We start from the raw sequence: 19,467 nt of genomic DNA on the forward strand, positions 1-19,467 counted from the left end.
TAAAATGAGCCCTGTAGGAACAAGTCATTCCCACAGGGCTTTTTTGTTAACCATTCTTGTTTTGAAAACCGGAAAGTATCTTTTTCGACATCGCTATCCGCTGTTCAAGAAACTCCCGGACTTCTTCCCATCGATAATATGGAAAACGAGATGTTACCACGGGAATAGACACTTCTTTCTCATTCAAAAGTACTTTAATCCAAACCTGACTGTTTTCATCATGATAAAGAATCCATTGGACATTGGCAGCCATGGGAGCAATATCATAATCTTTCCAATAAGTGGATACAGAGTCGGAAGACGTTACCTGTATGTCAGTTTTTCCTATACCCATCAGGGCCACAAACGGAATAACAGTTTCCGCATGTGCAAAACGAAGATTTGCCCGGTTGTCCGATTGTCCGTTAATAGCCTTCTCTGTAGTTCGAATGAACTCTGAAAGTAACGGCCATGCTATTGCGACCGGCAACATATTTCCTATCGGCGCCGCACTTTTGGTCATATATTGCCGTAAGTTCTGTGTCTGCCAATAATTGTACCATTCTTCATTTCTAAAAAGATCTTTCATATCAAAAGGCAAGCCCGTATCGGGAAGTATTGCTGCTATTGAAAACAAAGCCATGACAAATTCCCGGCTTTCCTGTTCCGTTTCCTTTCCCGAGGTAAGAAAGATTCTATTCATGACCGGAGCGACCATTATCTTATCCCGGACAAATGATTCATATAATGGAATCCAGCCTCCTTTTTCCTTATAATGAAGATAAGGCTGGTTCAAATCAAAAAAACGAAGAAAAGTATCATATTGTTTTCCTGCATTTCGCTGTATGACCAGTGAAGAATCACGTTTCTTCATACCGGAAAGAAAAGCATCCATGCTGTTAATGCAACGAGGAACATAAGTAGCTATGGCTTCAATCCGAGCTGAATCAGCAAATAGTTCCGGATAACGAAATAACATACGTTCTGCAATTTCCTTTTGCTCTTGTTCACCTATTGGCGACAGTTCTCCCCATTGTCCGTCAAAAGCTTCAGACAGTTGTAATACCGTAGCAAGTAATTCCACCCCTTTTGCCGTCAACCTTTTCTCCTGTTCCGCCAAGACAAGCGCACCTTTAACTTTTTCCAAGGCTTTCCCGGAAGTCGGAAAACGTGCTCCGTGCCTCCCTAAATGGTTGATATAAAAAGGAGTCATACCCTCATGGTTCGAAGTGGACAAAGCTTTTATTAAAGGGTATGGCATAGCTGTACCCGCATATTTCTGAACTCCACTTTGTCCAAGTAGAGAAGTTACCGGGTAAAGCAAAACGGCTAAAAATATCAGTATTACTTTCATCTGGCAGAATCTGTTTCTTTTTATGCAACATAACAACCAGAGATAGAATAATGTTTATTCACCCTACATGCTATTCCATGTTTTTGAAATCGGTTATTGAAGAAGAAATTTCCTTTCCTGACTCCGCATACTTGCTTGGACTTACACCATAATATTTTTTAAATACTTCCCTGAAGTATTTCGCATCCGAGAACCCGACCATATCGGTAATTTCCGCTATTGTATATTCGCCCTGCTTTAGCAATTGCGCGGCATGTTGCAAACGTATCATCCGGATATAATCGGCCGGAGCATAACCTGTCAATGCCTTTAATTTATTGAAAAAGCTCGTACGACTCATATGATGCTGGCTGCTAAGCATTTCCACATTAAAATTCGAATCCCCCATGTTCTTCTCTATACATTCTTTGACAGAAGCTATAAATTTCCAGTCCAAGGTATTAGTACAATTAGCCGGGAAACTCGGTTCTTCCTCTTCGATACTATTATAAACCTGGCGGAGCAAAGCACGATTCGTAAGTATATTTTTTATCGTTGCCTTGAGTATCCCTACACTGAAAGGCTTGGTGATATAAGCATCCGCTCCGATTTCCAGTCCTTCGAGCATATTCTTCTCATCTCCCAATGCTGTCAGCAAAACGACCGGAATATGAGACATCTCAAGATCGCCTTTAATCGCTGAACAAAGTTCATCTCCGCTCATTTCAGGCATCATTATATCGGATATAACAAGATCCGGATTAAATTCCCGGATTATGATAAGCGCATCCTTTCCATTCGGACATGCCTGAATATTATAACTCGTCTTAAGCATATCCACCAGATAATTGCGCAAATCATCATTATCCTCCACTATCAAGATACGTTGTAAGGAACTGTTTATCTGGGATATCTCCATAGTCGGCAAATCAGAAATACTACCCGGTATGATAGTCTCCGGACGTTGTTCTAATAGCTTGGGAGAAATAAATTTTGCTTTATGGAAATGAGTATTTCCTTTCGGGAAAGTAAGCCGTACGCAAGTACCCTGATGTTCGGCACTCTGAATCCGGATCTTGCCTTTATGCAACTTGACCAGTTTGTATACCAGCATCAGCCCGATTCCGCTACCTGTCACTTTGAGATTGACAACATTGCTGCCTCGAAAACAATTCCTGAACAATTTTTTCTGTTCACCCAAAGGAATACCGATTCCAGTATCTTTCACCTCGATGCTCCAGGTGTCTCCTTCCTCACAAGCGGAAATACAAACACTACCTTCTTCAGATGTATACTTCAAAGCATTCGACAAGATATTTTTCAATATGGATCCCATCTTGTCACTATCAAACCATACATTCAGATAGTCAAAATTGCTTTCATAAACAAACCTGACATGTTTCATTTCGGCATATTTGCGAAAAGCGGCACAAACATCATTCATAAAGGTATTCAGTTCATACTCGGAAACATAGAGCGTAGATGAATAGACATCTATCCGTTCGAAATTTATCAAGTTGGTCGTCAGTTGAAGTAATGTATTCACATTCTTAAGAGCCATATTCATATGGGGTAACGCCTGTTCAGCCACCATATGATTTTCTACCACTTCCTCCAACGGTGCTTTTATCAATGTAAGCGGTGTACGGATGTCATGAGCCGTATTAATAAAGAACTGTGTCTTTTCATCCGATATTTTCTTTTGTTTATGCAACATGATAATACGGAATATGATAACCATAATCAGCATCAACAGAATTCCATATCCTACCATCGCCCATACACTGGCCCACACCGGAGGAGTGATAATGATCTGAATACTCCTCGTCTCATAAGTTTTGTATTTCTCTTCATTAGATATGGCACGAATTTGCAAAGTATAATTTCCGGGAGGCAAATTTCGGACAAGAATCCGGTTATCCTGACTCGGACGGCTCCACTCTTTATGATAACCGTCAATCTTCCATGAATAAAGAATATTGGAAGGATAATCATAATTAATGGAAGCGACATCAAAAGAGAAAGTGTTTTGCCCGTAGGTTAGTTCAAGCCGTTCTGTTTCGTCAATGTCCTTCTCCAAAGGAGATCCGTCATCACCCGGATAAACAGGATGATAGGCTATCATAAAATCGCGCAGCAACAGACGTGAGTAATGCGGCTCCGGTATCTGTATGTCTGTCGGAAATCTGATAGCACCGTCATTACCACCAAAAACAAGCGTACCATTGCTGTAAGTTGTAGCAGAGCCTGCATTAAAATTAACACTCATCAGCCCCTGTTCCCGCGTCCAGTTGCGGAAAGAGTGTTCCTTGGGCGAATAGATTGTAATACCGTTCTCCGTCCCCATCAGGAGGCTTTTGTCCTGACGTGGAAGAATCGTATAAATATTGTCGGAAATCAACGCACAATTATCGGTCCGGTACTGATGGATGAAAACCTCCTTATTGATATCATAAACAAGAAGTCCGGCTCCACGGGTACCAATATACAGAATACCGTCTTCTCTTTGGTATAATGCACATATATAAAGAGATTCAATGGGCAGGTCAATATACCGGTACACTCCGGTTTGCTTATCAAGCTGATAGAGTCCCATTCTCGTACCAATCCACATCTGGCGGGCATTTTTCTCCAGAATAGTAGTAATGGAACTTACCCCGGGATATAAACGGACGTTTTTAGTCTCAAGATTGATGCGTTTTAGGTGATAATACCCGCCAGACCATATATCACCACTCGAATCCTTTTTAATATCAAAAATATACTGGTCGGGACGTATTCCTGCCATAGTAGAAGGAGATAGAAGACTTATTTTAAGCCCTTTTTTTTCTATCTTGTAAATATTGGAAGTAAAGCCACCAGCCCATATCACACCGGGAGAAACCTCACACAGTGCTAAAAAGATGTGATTCTCATCATCCGGTACCGGATCAAAAGAACTAAAAAAAGAATGCCACTCTTTTGTATCGGTCTGGTAGAGACTGACACCATTGCTGGTTGCAAACCAAAGATCGCCGTCACTATCCTCCATTACATCATGAACCTGATTATTCACCAATGACCGGTTGTTACCAAGGGAATGCTTTATCAGGTCGTAACTCTGATAACGATTGTTACGGATTGTGATACCGGTTGGATAATTGGCAAGCCAGATACGTTCTTCTTCATCCACATAGATATCATTGATATTGTTTCCGTTCATCTTATTATAACTACTATAATCAGCCGTTATATAAGGTACACTCATGCAGGTATTCACATCCAGTTTGTATACCCCTTTTCCACCTGTAGCTATCAACAGTTCATGGGCATTCAATGAGACGATCCGGTTAATTTCTACATTGTTGGGTGAACTGCAGGAAGTAAATTTTCCCGCTTCACCAATATTATAGATCAGTATTCCCTCTTTATAAGTTCCTACAAACAATTGTTTGGAAACATCATGGTAATAGAGTTCATGCACCGGAGTACTGATATTATTCACCACTTCATCGGATATCAACTTAAATTCTCCCTCTTCTATTCCAACACTAAACAGGCCGCTTCCCGTACCGATAAAAAAATGGTTGCTATCCGTCTGTTCAATGGCAGTTATTTCCCCATGAACCGGCACCGCTTTATGCAACGTTTTTCCAGTACGGATATTATACCAAGTAATAGTGTCTTTATAGCATAACCACACATGGTCATTCTTGTCCAAATAACCGTAATCAAGAAATGCCTGTGACTTATTTCTGATCAGTTCCGGATGTACATAAGCCAGTTCGAATTTATCATGTTGAGAATCATACTTGAAAATACGCCCTTTTTGACCAATCACCCATAATACATCCTTGCTATCCATATAGAATCTGCTCAAGGCAACCCGTGAATCCAACTTCATGTTGTCGTCTGAAAAGGTATAATGCTTAATATATTTGCCGTCATAACGGTCTACTCCTTCCTGAGTCAGAAACCACATATACCCTCGCCGGTCTTTCTGGATATGGTATATTTTCTGATTGTTCAGACCGTTTTCCAGCCCTATATACTTATAAATCTGCCCCTTGCTTACAGTAGCATTAATGAGAAGGAATATAAACAACAAATATCTTCTCATTTTTACAAAACTATTCATGTCTTTCACAAATATTCAAAAAACGTCCTGCAAAAATATGAAAAAATTAATTAAAATACAACTCAACAAATGTATTCATATTTCAACTAATAATTAAAATCATTTTTTATATGCACAATTTTTAGTTTGTTGAATATTCTAAAGAAGAACCAAGAATCCCCGGCAGTTTTCGAAAAGATTAAGGTTTTCCAAAAAAAATAAAAAATAGAAAGCTATCCCAATATTCTTAAAATAGCTTTCTATTCATATATCATCTATTAATCAACTCAATTGCTACGCTTTCTTTCCCTAGACAAAAAGCTTTAGCCTTTACCAATGGTGCATCACACTTTATCGGTTCTTTCCATACAACAGAGTTTTCATTTGGCTCACTACCATCAGTAGTATACCTGATTACTGCATTTGGATTGGTTGTATTAGCCAATAATAACCCATCCTTTACAATAATACCGGGAGGAGATACCCGGAAATTAATTCCTCGCCTTGCCAGCCGTGGCAACTCATAATCTACAATAGCGGCATTATATTTCCGTTTGGCATCCGTATATACTTTGCCGTCCGGAGATAAAGCCCACGATGGTTGAGCATTCCAGGCGCGTTCTGCCAATCCGAAAACTTTTGGGAAAAGATAATATTCTATCTGTTCAAAACTACGGATTGTCTCCGACCAGATTTGTCCGGACAGACCTTTGATATTCTGATAACCTTCCTTTGTTAAGAGCTGTTTACCGTTTGAGACTGTTTTCACATCAACAGGTTCACCTCTCAAATTCCGTCGTAAAGACTTATAAATATCAAAAGGCAACATATCAAACGTCACATACTCATCTACGTAACCGCCCCAACGCAATCCCGGTTCTTCCACATGATAGCAATAGGCCATATCCAAATAGAAATTGCCCACATTACAAAGTATAATCGGATAGCCCGCATTAGCTAACTTATACGGTACTTCATCCCCACCCTGCTCCGGGATGGTATTCCAGCAATAATTTAATACCTTACTGTTTCTGAAATGTTCGTTAACGGTATTATCAGGATTCATAACAATGTCCTGCCATCCGACTGCCTGTATGTTACGTTTGTCCAGCATTTCCAATATTTGTTCCAGAAAATAATCCTTCAAATCCCGTATCTTAGTCAGTCCGTTCTCTTGCATAAAAGTGCGGCAGATAGAAGAACCTTCCCAAATACCTTCCGGCACTTCATCTCCACCCACATGGAAAGCAGTCAGTTCTATTCCTGCATCCTGATACATCCGCACGATTTCATCAATTACTTTTTCAAGAAAATGATAAGTGGAGGGCATGGCAACATTAATCACATTGTCTGTGAAATTTTGTGCAGACAGATATTGGGAAGTATCCGCAAAGTCAATCAAAAGATATTCTTCCGCTTTCGGCCGGTCCGTATCTATATATTTCTGATAACGGGCATTCATGGCTTTAATCGCTGCACGAGAATGTCCGGGAATGTCTATTTCGGGAATAACTCTGATATGCCTTTCTTTCGCATATATCAAAATATCCATGAAGTCACTGCGAGAATAATATCCATTGGCCAATGAAGCAGTATCTGTCTCATTCCATCCCCAGGCATACGCAGGATAAAGACATGTCTGTTCATCTGTGGTATGTCCTCTGCGAGAAGCTATTTCTGTCAACTCCTCCAATCCGGGTATTTCCACACGCCAAGCCTCATCGTCACTCAAATGCAAATGCAGTACATTCATCTTATAGAATGACAATATATCGATCAATTTCAGCAGGTCCGCTTTCTTTGTAAAGTTACGGGCTACGTCCAACATAATTCCCCGATGCCCCATGTCCGGATAATCGGTAATATGAAGATTAGGAAGCGGAGAAGAAGTTAGTTCCATGTTATCTAATAAGGCAAGCAATGTCTGACAAGCATTAAATATGCCATGTGTATCATTAGCTTTCAGAGTCAACCGGTTATTCTTTATCACGATTTCGTAATACTCATCCGGATATTGACAAGTAGCAGGTACCTCCATTTTCTTCAATTCAATGATTGTTTCTTCATCCTCATCAGAAACGTTACATCTTAATAGTGAGGTCAATTGACTTTTCAATAAAAGAGCTTCCTCTTTAAATGTATCATCAAACTTCAGACAAACCTTTTGAGAGAAAGAAGAAACACCACCCGTCTTTTCCACTTTTTTAGGAGCAGGAAAAAGAGAAAGCATATCACAATCTACCGGCTTACTGAAATCATCATTCTGCTTATAAAAATAATTTCCATCTGCATAGGGAAAGCTGTTCCTCGAGCTAATCCATTGGGCGTCGGGCTTAAAAAGCTCGATCTCAATGGGGACATTTTGCGGTTGTAACAGTTTTCCTTTTTCATCGGTAGTTACCACATAAGCCCCTTCAGGAATCGAGGACACATTAATCACATTTCCTTCACTCAATATAGTAAAAGTAAGTGTTTCACCCGGTGCCAATGCCTGGTAGTGCTCAGTGGGGTACATTTTATAGTAAGTCGAACCCAAACATTCAATTTCCAGCGGTGCATTAATAGGTTGCTGATAATAAATAGGTGTCTGATTAAAATAGATCACCCAATTATTAGTCAGAGATTTATTCCCATTATTCGTCAGGCAGAATGTATTCTTAAAATATCTGGCTTCCACACTATCTTTTTCCAGCTTCCATGTTAAGGATAGCTGTGAGGAAGGGGGTTGTTTACCAACCCCACAACCAAACAGGCATATTCCTACTATCATTACCCATATATTCCTCATAGCCATCATAAGAAAATTATTTAGTTAATGACCGAATACATTCTACTTCTTCTGCCGAATAAGGAGTCCCATCACTGCGGAATATATCGTGGAACCACAATGGAGGTTCAACAACATCAGGCAATGGAGTGTCCCATGCAAAGATCGTATTTGTTTTTCCGGCTACAAGTCCCCAATTGATTGCACCGATATTTTCTTTCTTCAGCAGTGGCATAATATCTTGAAAAGTACTATTTTGAGTACGTGCCATATATTCCGTACAAATCATCGGACGACCGTATTGCTTCAATGTATCAATGAGTTGCTGATGAGAATTCAAACCTTCATACGTGTGGTATGTTATCACATCCGAATTTTCCAATTGGAATTTATTCAGATTAGTCAGGCTCATATCCCAAACTCCGGCCGACAAAGGTTGTGACGGATTCACTGTTCGTCCCCACATAAATATTTTCTGCAATAACGGCAAACTTCTTTCACCGTATCTATATCCTCCCGAACCTCCCGGCTCATTATATAAATCCCATAATACGATTCTCTTATCATCCTTAAAGGTAGTCAGGATATCTTTCACATAGCTTTCCAATACCGGAAGTATCACTGCCGTATCACCTTTATAATACAGATCACCCGGGTCACGTGCCCATCCCGAATTGTGTACTCCCGGCTGTGGTTCCGGTTGTTTGCCGGACTGATAAACAGGATTCCAGCAATCATCCAGGAAGACGAAGATGGTAGAAATATGATGCTTGTCGGCAATAGTAAGGTATTCATTGATACGTTTCTTAAAGCCTTCCTTGTCTGTTTCCCAAACCAAGTGATGTAAATATACGCGCATACAGTTCATGCCTATTTCTTCCGCCCAACCCAGTTCACGATCAATAGTAACCGGATCAAAAGTATCTGCCTGCCACATCTCCATTTGGTTGATTGCCGTACTTGGAATAAAATCGCATCCACGAAGCCATCCCCATTGTTTATACCACTCATTAGCCTGCTCTTTTGTCCAGACTTCACGAACAGAAACTGTTTTCTGACTGCAGGCAATCAACATAATACCAATAAAAAATGAGAGTAATATCTTTTTCATATAATCGTTTTACTTTATCAAATTAAAAATCTTTTTATTTTCTCCATGTAAATATTACCATATCACCCGGTTCGACTGCTATCATAGAACCATCCGGAGCTGTTGTTGAGCCATTTTTCAACACCCGGCTTACAGCACTATCCACATCAATAGACAGATTCATCACATTACGAAAATCTCTATTTACCACCACAAGATATTGATTACCATCTTTCTCCAGAACAGAGACAACAGCACCTGTATCACTCGTAGTCAATGATTTTATAGGAGTCGGCAGACTTCCCAAAGCTGTCGTTCCTTCAGGTATTTCACTTCCGGTGTGAGATACTGAAATAACCTGTGCTCCCAAGAATATACCCGCAAGTTGTTGTACTTCCTGATTAACTGTCTTGACCAAATCATAAACTTCAGTCGGTTCGTCATGTTGAAGTCCGCGATAGGTAAAATACTGGATTGCCTGCGCACCATAAGCCAAATCACTGAAGACTTGTAATCTCAACTCGGGCAATGTCGGTATCTTATAAAAATGAGTTTCATCAAGCTTATGGGAAAGTGCAAGTGCAAATGCCCAGAACGGCTTATTATTCTCTTTAGCTGCAGCCGATATTTCTTCCAGATTCCGATACCAGTCCGGACGGACAATGCTTGGAGCACCATTTATAGATACAATAGGATAATTGTCAAACGAAATAAACGGAACAGGAACTTGTTCTATAAATGATTTTACATTTTCTGAATAAAGCTCTTTTCCCCATGCCCAGTTAGGGTACAGATTTATATAACAAGGATGATGGCTGTCGATGGTTTTAATCTTCTTCACCAATTCGCCCAAACCCGGCAAATCATTCACTTCCGGTTCATCCTTCAAATGGTAGGCATACAAAGCCGGATGATTCATCATCGCTTTTACGACCTCTTCGGCAGTACCGACAGATAAGAGGTCCTTACAAGAAGTTATCATTTTCACTCCGGTCTTCTGTGCGGCGTCAAGCGCCTTCAATGTTGTCTCCAAATCATCATACCATCCCAGATAAATATTAATGCCGGATGCTTTCATCACCGGAAATTTCTCCAGCGACTTATCTGCTTCCACTCCGGTCCATGCTATAATCGGAAACTCTCCATCAGTTGTAGGAATATAAGAATTACCCTGTATGATCTCAAGTTCCTGTGTCTTCACTCCGTTAGGCACCACACGGAATACAGCTGTACGTCCGGTTCCCGTATTTGCACTTGCAGTAATTGTCACAGTTCCATTTCCGCTCCCTTTGGCCGGAGAAATGGTAACCCAGGACTGATCTGTCTCATTTACAAATTTCCATTCCGTATTAGACTTTATCGAATAAACCTCCGTAAAACCTTCATTACCGATCTGTAACTTCTCCAAATTCCCAGAAATTGAGAAAGAAGCTTTCTCCGGATCCATCGAACAAGACATCAACAACATTGGCAACATCGAGAAAAAGAATGTAACCAGAAATTTTTTACTATATGTTTTCATTGATATATACATAATTCTATTAAATATTAAATTAAAGACTATTAATATTGATTCTCCCTTAATTATAAGGAGACAATCGTATCACTTCTTTGGCTTTATCAATCTGTATCGTATAAAGTCCGGCTTTAAAATCAGGACCGGGAATCAAATCACCGGGAGCACTTCTCGTTATCAAGTTAGTAGGCTCAACTGTATATAAATTCTTTGTATCCTCCTCTTGTGCCCAACCATATCCTCTATAGAATTTAAATCCCATCGTCTGATCAATATACACAACTGCTTCAAAAGCACTTGCTCCTACCTTCTTAAAGAAGAACCATTGGTGAGGATATGCGAAGTCCCAAGCAAGCGTAGCCACATAAGGTTCGCGTGGAAATCCGACTCCAGTACCGACAATATACATCACCTCCGGATAAAAAACATCCCGCGGGCGTTCCATATACATGAAGCCATTTGATGTATTATATTTCAAGTTATAAAGTACCGACGGACCATCGAATTTTGCTTTGCTCCCTGAAACATCTTTAAAGAATTCCGGCCGGAGCATATTGGTGACATCACTACCAAAACCTATAAAATTAATCTTGGCACTTTCCACCAATTCAACATCCAATTGAACATATCCTCCTCCCACATCAAAGAAGCGGGACTTATCAATATCAATGCTGTATGTCAAAGTCTTATCAGCCTGGAAACTCAACATATCAAAAGTGATATTCTCCAATGTATAACTCCCTACCTTAGGAGTAGGAATCGAAGTTGCCGCATCATCAGCCACAACCGCAATCTTATTGTCTGAATATCCCCATACCAACCCGGAATAATCAGGTTTATTATTTATTATCTTTTCGGCAACTTTAAAATGGTCGCCAATCCCTGCCAAATCCGCCGCACTCGTCCGGAAACTATAATCCGTTTCATTCTGACTCTCCTTGTCCATTTCATACACATTTCCCAAATCATCAACAAGGTATAATTTGGAAGGTGTTTCCGGACGGGTCACCGCCACACTTGCGGCCTCATCCAAAGTCAGGGTCGATTCATTGCCACCTAAATCGTTTACAGCCTTTATAGTTACCACAGGACGGCCATTCTGGAAACCGGCCACAAAAGGTAAAGTAGCTTCCTCTTCAATAACCGCAGAACGTCCGCTCAATCCTTTAGACAAATTCAAGATTTCGGCTCCATCCATTGTCACTAATAATTGGAATGAAACCAAATCATTATGTTCATCACTTACTTGTGCAGTGAACTTCACTTTATCACCAGCCGCCACAACCGTTTCACCATTCACTCCCCGCAACACGGCATTTTCTATTTTAGGTTTTGAAGGTGTAGGCCACTCCGGCCATTCACTTGGCTTACTAATATCATCTTTTGCACACGAAAGGAGCAGTAACGACGACATGAATAATACATATATCTTTTTCATTTTTCTTAAGATCTCTAGTTTAACAATAATGAATGATGACATTAATTGCGAGCTGCCGCAAGATCCGCTTTCCATCCCTCACGTTCAAATGTCTGTGCCAACACTTTTCCATAAGATTCCGAAGCTTGTTGAACCGCGTAATTAGGAATAGGCACATATTGATGTGTAGGAGCCACTCCTTTGATCTTCGCTGTACGTTGTGCATACTGATTAAAACGGATGAGATCTATTTTACGCATTCCTTCATACAACATTTCATGTCCTCTTTCCGTAAGTAAAGCATCCAGGAAAGCTTCTGCATTCGCTGTTGCCGATGACGGGAGATCTCCCAGTCCGGCACGCTTACGCACCTCATTGACCGCAGCTATAGCATCAGCGGACGGAGCTGCATTGTTTTTACGTACCTCGGCTTCCGCATACATGAGCAATACATCTGCCCAACGGGCTAACGGTATATCAGTCCCCTGAAAAGCCGTAGCTGTTTCAACCGGGAATTTATTAATGATAAAACCGTCCCATGTAGTAGTGTTCCGGTCAATCCAGGTTCCTGCAGTCGTATAATATTTGGTCAGGATAACTTCACGACGTTTGTCCGAAGGATCATATGTATCCCAAAATTTCGGAGACACGTTGAATGTTTGCCCCCATCCCTGCCCTTGCAAGTAGAAAGGAGTCGGATTCCCCTGATCGTCCACTCTGGCTGCATTATCGGGAGTAGCGAGCATCATCAGCGGGTTAAAGTTACCGGACTTATTCGTACCATCCGCCGTTTCATCACAACTGACAGCCATAATCACCTCCGAATTAAAGTTATTGGCATTTTTAAATTGCTCGATATAAGGATTATCCCCTTTTTTGAAAAGACTATACCGTCCCTTCAACTCATTATACATATCAATTGCTTTCTGATAATAACCGGACATATAATAGCCTTCATTCAAGCAATGCCGCATGATGCATACACGTGCATAGTCTTTATTGTAACGTCCCTGTTCCGGCTGCGTATCTGCAATATACTGATAAGCATAATCAAAATCAGCCATAATCCACTCCGTCATTTGCTGCAATGTCGGACGTACCAGATTTTCCAGCTTTGAAGGATTAATCAGATCGTTCGGATCGACAATCAAAGGAACAGGACCATATACATGTAATAAATAATACATCATCAATCCACGACAAAGACGGGCTTCAGCAATAAATTCCCTTTTACGCTCTTCGGAAACCACTTCGGTAGAAGCTTTCTCCAATGTTCCAATCACATTGGTGAAGTAGGAAATCTCACTTACTTTCGGAAAGTGGTTCGGCCTTTCATCACTCAACGCGCCGCTTGTGTAATAAACACACTGACTGAAATCGGCTTTAGAAAGGAAATAATATCCGCCTCCCCAACCATTATTCCACACGGCCATTTCATCTGTCGGATAATCAAAGAACTTCAGTACACCTCCGGCAGGAATATACCAACCGTGCTGATTGCCACTTGTTCCGGCACCGATCCAGTAGGTCCATGTTGTCGTAAAAGGCATATAGCAGGTCATCATAAATGATTCGTATTCGGATTCAGTCACCGGATAATTAGAAACATTCAACGTGCCATACATCTTCGGATCAAAATTATCCTCACAACTGCACATTATAAATGCAATCATGACAAACACCTTAAATAATTTATTCTTATTCATATTTTCAATCTTTTCTTTCGTTACAGGTTTTCTTAGAAACATATTTTTGCTCCGAAGGAGTATGTTCTCGTCATCGGATACTCCGCTTTGGAGCCGTCACCACCCGTCTTTATTTCAGGATCGACACCTACAAACTTGGTAAAAGTAAACGGATTCTGACAGTCGATAAAAACTCTGATAGAACTCACATAATCACCCACTTTTCCCAGCTTCTTTCCTGAAAGGTTATATCCTAAAGTGATATTCCTGACACGTACAAACGAAGCATTCTGATAATCTTCCTCAAAGCCTACGTTACCAGGTAAAGCGACAGCTTTTGTTGAAGCGATACCACGCCGGTTTCCATTCTGATTGGTTTGAGAATTCCAGATAGTATATACATATTTGTTTGAATTCTTGGGACTCGTGTAATACACATCTCCGACAAGCGCCCAACGATATGCATAGTTATAGCGTGTACGTCCGAATTGTCCATACATAAATACATCCAGATCAAAATCTTTGTATACAAATGTATTTCCAAAGCCTATGTGAATTTTTGGAAGTGTATTTCGCATCTTTACATCATCAATCGTTATTTTATTATCCCCATTTGCATCCTTAATAATCGGATAACCGGGCTGTTGCGCGTCTGCCGGCAAAGATTTCTGCGATTCGGGCATATTGCTTTTATCTATATTAATAACGCCTTCCGTTTCATAGTAGTAATAAGCATTCACCGGTTCGTTCTTACGGATTCGATATTCTTCATAATAATAGTTGGGCATCCGTTCTTTCCAAACGGCATTATGATGTGATAAGGTCAATTGTGAGGTCCACTTAAACACACGGGGGATTTCAAAGTTAAGTGAGTTAATAGTCGCATCCCATCCGTAACGTACATAATGCCCATAATTCATCGGGACGGAAGATGTCATACTAAGCGGAGAGGCAGAGTCATATCCCAGCAAGTTGGTTACATCATTGCGGAACATATCAAAACTTCCCCAGATTCTATCTTTTAAAACTGAAAAATCTACGCCTATATTTTTCATGGTAGTCTTTTCCCAGGTAACATTCGGGTAATCAGGACCGCTCAGCAAATAGGGTACATAAGTCACTGAATTGTTAGAGAACTTGATATATTGGGCTGCCAGACTGAAAGTGCCATAAAGCGAACTACCCAGATTATCATTACCTGTCTGTCCATAACTGCCCCGAATCTTCAACTGGTCAATCCATGATATATGCTTCATAAACGGCTCGTTAGATAATTTCCAGGCTAATGATACTGAAGGGAAATAGGCATATTTCTTTCCCGGGAAAAACTTATCCGTTCCATCGCGGCGAATAGTAGCGGCAACCACATATCTGTCGAGCACATCCACACTTGCCCTGGCAAATTGAGAACGACGTTCATCGGCAGCTCTGAAAGAAGTCGGGTAGAAAGCGCCTTCCGCAGCTTCCACCTTATCAGCAGCAATGTGATCGTTAATCTGTTCGTAGTCAAGTTCAAGACCATTTGAATCGTTCGTATATCTTCCCATACCGACTACGGCATCGACACGTAACAAGTCTCCAAACTGCTTTTTGAAAGTCAATGTGCCTTCCATGGTCTGATTTCTACGTTCAACATATCCCAAATGCCCTCTTGATTTATACATATCCATAAAATAAATATCAGAAGGAATATACAAGTTACGATTGGCATTCTCCTTATTAATACCATACATCAAGCGGAAAGACAACATATCCTTGATTATATCCACATCGGCAGCAAAGTTTAGATAATAACCGCTTGTTTTAGTCCGGTCACTAACTTTTATCATTTCGGCCGGGTTAGGGTAATTTGAATATAAGGTAGGTTTTCCGTCCTCACCTCTGATCGGTAAATAAGAAGGATAAGTCAGAGCCGATTGTATGGCATCATACCCATTTCCACCACCCCCGCCACCGGAAGTTGAGTTTGTATATTCATTCTCATTTACATTGACAATTGCTGTCAACTTAAGAAATGGAAGCAATTGTGAAGATATGTTTGTCCGAAGAGCGTAACGTTCCATAGCGGAGTTTTCTACCGTACCTTCCTGTTTGTAATAATTTCCGGACAGATAATATTTCAGCAGTTTAGAACCACCCGTGATTGTGATATTATGATTATTGATGCTACCATCCTTTAATACACAATCCAGCCAGTCTGTTGTTTGAGCGGCAGCTATCTGTTGAGGTGAGAATTGAGGCACCCATTTATTATCAAAAGGTTTATCACCGTAAGGATACATACCGTTCGTAAATAAATAGTTTTCTTTATTGAAAATGTTGGCAACATTCATATATTCTTCCCCACTCAAAGGTTCCAGATACGAATAGTTTTTCACGATAGAATAATTTCCTTCATAAGTGATTTGGGGACGAGTCTCAGTACCTTTCTTTGTGGTGATCAATACGACACCATTGGCTGCGCCAATTCCATAAATGGAGGCAGACGCATCCTTTAATACTTCGATAGATTCAATATCTGCAGGATTAAGTCCGGCCAATCCCGAACGATTGATAGAGTTGGGCATAACCTGATTTCCGTTTCCAACTTCTAAAGAAGTGGAAGGCATCATTACTCCATCCACTATAAAGATAGGAGTACCTGCCCCACGAATTGAAAGGTCAACTGCTCCACCCGGTTGCGGGCTCGTCAACGTAGCTTCCAGTCCGGCAGCCCGCCCAAGCAACATCTGTGACATATTACTTGTTGCGGCTCGCGATATTTTTTCCGTTTTTACCGTTGCAATGGAAGTTGTCAGATTCTTACGGGTGGTCGTTCCATACCCTACCACAACAACTTCATCCAACTGTTTTGAATCCTCTTTCATCGTCACATTCAACGTCATTGGCCGGGTAATTTTCTGCGTATATGTAGTGTAACCTATTGAAGTAAATTTCAGTGTCGAGCCTTCCGGAACTTGCAACTGGTAATTGCCATCTATACCGGTAATAGTTCCTTGAGTAGCCCCTTCTATTATAACAGTCACTCCCGGAAGAACCTCGCCGGATTCGTCCACTACTTTGCCTGTCACCTTGACCGGCTGTTTGTTATCCTGTGATTGAGATGAGACTCTGTTTAATACAATCTGACGTTTTTCAATCGTATAAGATACTCCTTCTCCTTTAAAAAGTTTATCCAGTACCAGAGTCATCAATTCATTTTTCACAGTAATGCTTACTATACGACTTACATCAACAATATCTTTGTTGTATAAGAAACGATATTCTGTCTGATTTTCGATACTAGTCAGGACCTCCTCTACAGTCACATTTTTCAGTCGCAATGTAATTTTGGCAGATTGTGCCAGGATAGGTATACTGATAGCTTGCAAAGCTATACAAAACAACCATATCGCACATATTCTTCCTATTTTTACATTTGCAGGTACATTAATTCTCTTTTTCATTTTTCTAATTGAAATAAGTTTCATACCTTTACATGTTTGGTTATTGGTTCTACAAATAAGTTGATTAACGAATAACTGAATCTTTGGAAAGGAAGGTGAGTCAGACCTTCCTTTTTTATCAGTTGTCGGAAGCTGAATTCACTGATTATGTCTTTCTCATGGCTTGTATTATTTAAAGGTTAATAAATGTGTTTTTCTCTCGTTTCTATCAATAAGACGTTTCTAAAAATAAAAGCCACATTGGATATCACATTATTTTTTCATCTGCACTATTTTTTCTTCAAACTATCGTTTATCCCAAATAATCTTTCTATTTTTACCCCCAACAATAGAACCTTTACTACAATACTATGCCGAATATCAAACAACAGACTTCCGACGACCGTATTCTGGTAATAGCACTGAAACAGGATGATAAACAGGCTTTTACCCGTCTATTCCATGCTTATTATAAAGACTTGGTATTGTTTGGTGGTACTTACATTCCAGAAAAATCTACTTGTGAAGATATTGTGCAAAATATCTTTCTCAAACTATGGAATGACCGGAAGTCATTGGAAATTGAGAACTCACTAAAGTCATATTTACTGAAAGCGGTCAGGAATTACTGTCTGGACGAATTGCGCCATCGCAGAATTATAGATGAACACATTGCTTACGAACTTAAATCGAGTTCTATACATACAGATACGACAGAAAACTACATACTGTATTCTGATTTATGCCGACACCTTAAAAATGCGTTGGAACAATTGCCTCCTCAAGAAAGAGAAGTGTTCGAGATGAGCCGATTAGAAAATATCAAATATCAGGAAATAGCCAATCGCTTGAATATCTCTGTCAGAACGGTAGAAGTGCGTATCAGTAAAGCATTGAAGCAGCTTCGCATCTTATTAAAAGATTTTTATTTGCTACTTTTTTTCTTTCTTTGGCACTAATGAATGTGGGATTTTTTTTCTGAAACGTCTATTATATATAAGGTAAAATGCATATGATAAATAAAGATTCAGACATAGAAATTGTAATCTCCAGATATCTCTCAAAAGAGGCTACACCAGAGGACATTAAGGTACTGGAAGATTGGATATCGGCTACTCCCGCAAACTATAAAAGCTTTTTGGCACAAAAAAACATATGGGAGATCAGTCACCCGGCCTTTAATCCGGAAGAGATAGATGTGGACAGTGCGCACAGAAAAGTAATGGAACAGATTCTCCATCAAAACCAACCGGTGTCCGTTCGTCCTAAGTTGTCCTTCCTGCACTATTGGCAGCAAGTGGCAGCTATCTTACTTCTTCCTTTACTGATATTATCTGCTTATCTTTATTTTAAACCCGCCTCTCAAATTGCAGAAACTTATCAGGAGTTATTCACTCCTTACGGGACTTGGTCGGTAGTTAATCTGCCTGACGGTTCTAAGGTTTGGCTAAATGCCGGAAGTTCTTTAAAGTATCCGACTCAATTCAATGATAAACAAAGAGTTGTTTCGATGCAGGGGGAAGCCTATTTTGAAGTGGAATCCGATAAAGAGCATCCCTTCATCGTAAAAACGAAACAACTGACTGTAGAAGCTACCGGCACTGCATTCAATGTGAACGCATACGCTCCGGATCATGTAGCAGCAGTGACGCTAGTAAAAGGAAAGGTTGCAGTTACTCTTGACCAGAAAAAGACGATTTCCCTTTCACCGGGAGAGAAAATTGACTATAATCTAGCCACTTCTTTATATAACGTCAATAAGACCAATACTTATAAATGGTGCTCATGGAAAGATGGAATACTCATTTTTAGAGATGACCCGCTGGAATATGTATTCAAGCGTTTGGGACAGACTTATAACGTGGAATTTATTCTGAAAGACGCCGAATTAGGGAAGTATTCCTATAAAGCGACTTTTGAAGGTGAATCTTTAAATGAGATTTTGCGCTTGCTTGAAATGAGTGCACCTATTCGCTGTAAAGAGGTTAGCAACCGCCACACTAATAATGAGAAATTTGAAAAGCAGCGTATAGAGGTGAGCAGGACTATACAATAGAGGGAGTTTCAGTCTGTGTAAAAACGCCGTTTCCGTATGCTCTGACAAGGAATGATTCTCATTACTATGAGAATTAATTCTCATAGTAATGAGAAAAAGTTCT

At 40.2% G+C, this 19,467-nt stretch carries 10 protein-coding genes; 2 read left to right on the top strand and 8 right to left on the bottom strand.

Annotated elements, in window-relative coordinates; genetic code table 11:
- Positions 1-46 precede the first annotated feature (46 nt).
- From I2I04_RS18240 to I2I04_RS18275, 8 genes are all read right to left on the bottom strand, one after another.
- The gene (locus I2I04_RS18240) at positions 47-1,333 is read right to left on the bottom strand and encodes a histidine-type phosphatase (protein ID WP_143260457.1); all 1,287 of its coding nucleotides are present in this window, start codon (positions 1,331-1,333) and stop codon (positions 47-49) included.
- Between the two features lie 70 nt (positions 1,334-1,403).
- Positions 1,404-5,429 carry a hybrid sensor histidine kinase/response regulator transcription factor gene (locus I2I04_RS18245; protein ID WP_195655582.1) on the bottom strand — a complete coding sequence of 1,342 codons (4,026 nt, stop codon included), beginning with the start codon at positions 5,427-5,429 and terminating at the stop codon, positions 1,404-1,406.
- Between the two features lie 250 nt (positions 5,430-5,679).
- Positions 5,680-8,205, bottom strand: a complete 2,526-nt coding sequence (locus tag I2I04_RS18250) for a family 20 glycosylhydrolase (protein WP_195655583.1) — start codon at positions 8,203-8,205, stop codon at positions 5,680-5,682.
- Between the two features lie 7 nt (positions 8,206-8,212).
- Positions 8,213-9,286, bottom strand: coding sequence for a cellulase family glycosylhydrolase (locus I2I04_RS18255; RefSeq protein ID WP_195655584.1), 1,074 nt, complete (start codon positions 9,284-9,286; stop codon positions 8,213-8,215).
- Between the two features lie 34 nt (positions 9,287-9,320).
- Entirely contained in the window at positions 9,321-10,799 is a 1,479-nt protein-coding gene (locus tag I2I04_RS18260; RefSeq protein WP_143260468.1) for a BACON domain-containing protein, read from the bottom strand.
- Positions 10,800-10,845: 46 nt separating this feature from the next.
- Complete coding sequence (locus I2I04_RS18265; RefSeq protein ID WP_195655585.1) at positions 10,846-12,261, bottom strand: DUF5125 domain-containing protein; 1,416 nt, start codon at positions 12,259-12,261, stop codon at positions 10,846-10,848.
- Complete coding sequence (locus tag I2I04_RS18270) at positions 12,261-13,904, bottom strand: RagB/SusD family nutrient uptake outer membrane protein (RefSeq protein WP_229127013.1); 1,644 nt, start codon at positions 13,902-13,904, stop codon at positions 12,261-12,263. The genes I2I04_RS18265 and I2I04_RS18270 overlap by 1 nt, the downstream gene beginning before the upstream one ends.
- A gap of 32 nt (positions 13,905-13,936) precedes the next feature.
- The gene (locus tag I2I04_RS18275) at positions 13,937-17,353 is read right to left on the bottom strand and encodes a SusC/RagA family TonB-linked outer membrane protein (protein ID WP_195655587.1); all 3,417 of its coding nucleotides are present in this window, start codon (positions 17,351-17,353) and stop codon (positions 13,937-13,939) included.
- 326 nt (positions 17,354-17,679) lie between these two features.
- Here I2I04_RS18275 and I2I04_RS18280 point away from each other — a divergent pair, with 326 nt between their 5' ends.
- On the top strand, positions 17,680-18,267 hold the full coding sequence (locus I2I04_RS18280; protein WP_195655588.1) for an RNA polymerase sigma-70 factor: 588 nt from the start codon (positions 17,680-17,682) through the stop codon (positions 18,265-18,267).
- A 53-nt stretch (positions 18,268-18,320) separates the two neighbouring features.
- Positions 18,321-19,364: a FecR family protein gene (locus I2I04_RS18285; RefSeq protein WP_195655589.1), complete on the top strand. Its 1,044-nt coding sequence runs from the start codon at positions 18,321-18,323 to the stop codon at positions 19,362-19,364.
- Positions 19,365-19,467 lie beyond the last annotated feature (103 nt).

It is taken from the genome of Bacteroides sp. 1001136B_160425_E2 (genome assembly GCF_015559655.1).
GTDB lineage: Bacteria > Bacteroidota > Bacteroidia > Bacteroidales > Bacteroidaceae > Bacteroides > Bacteroides luhongzhouii.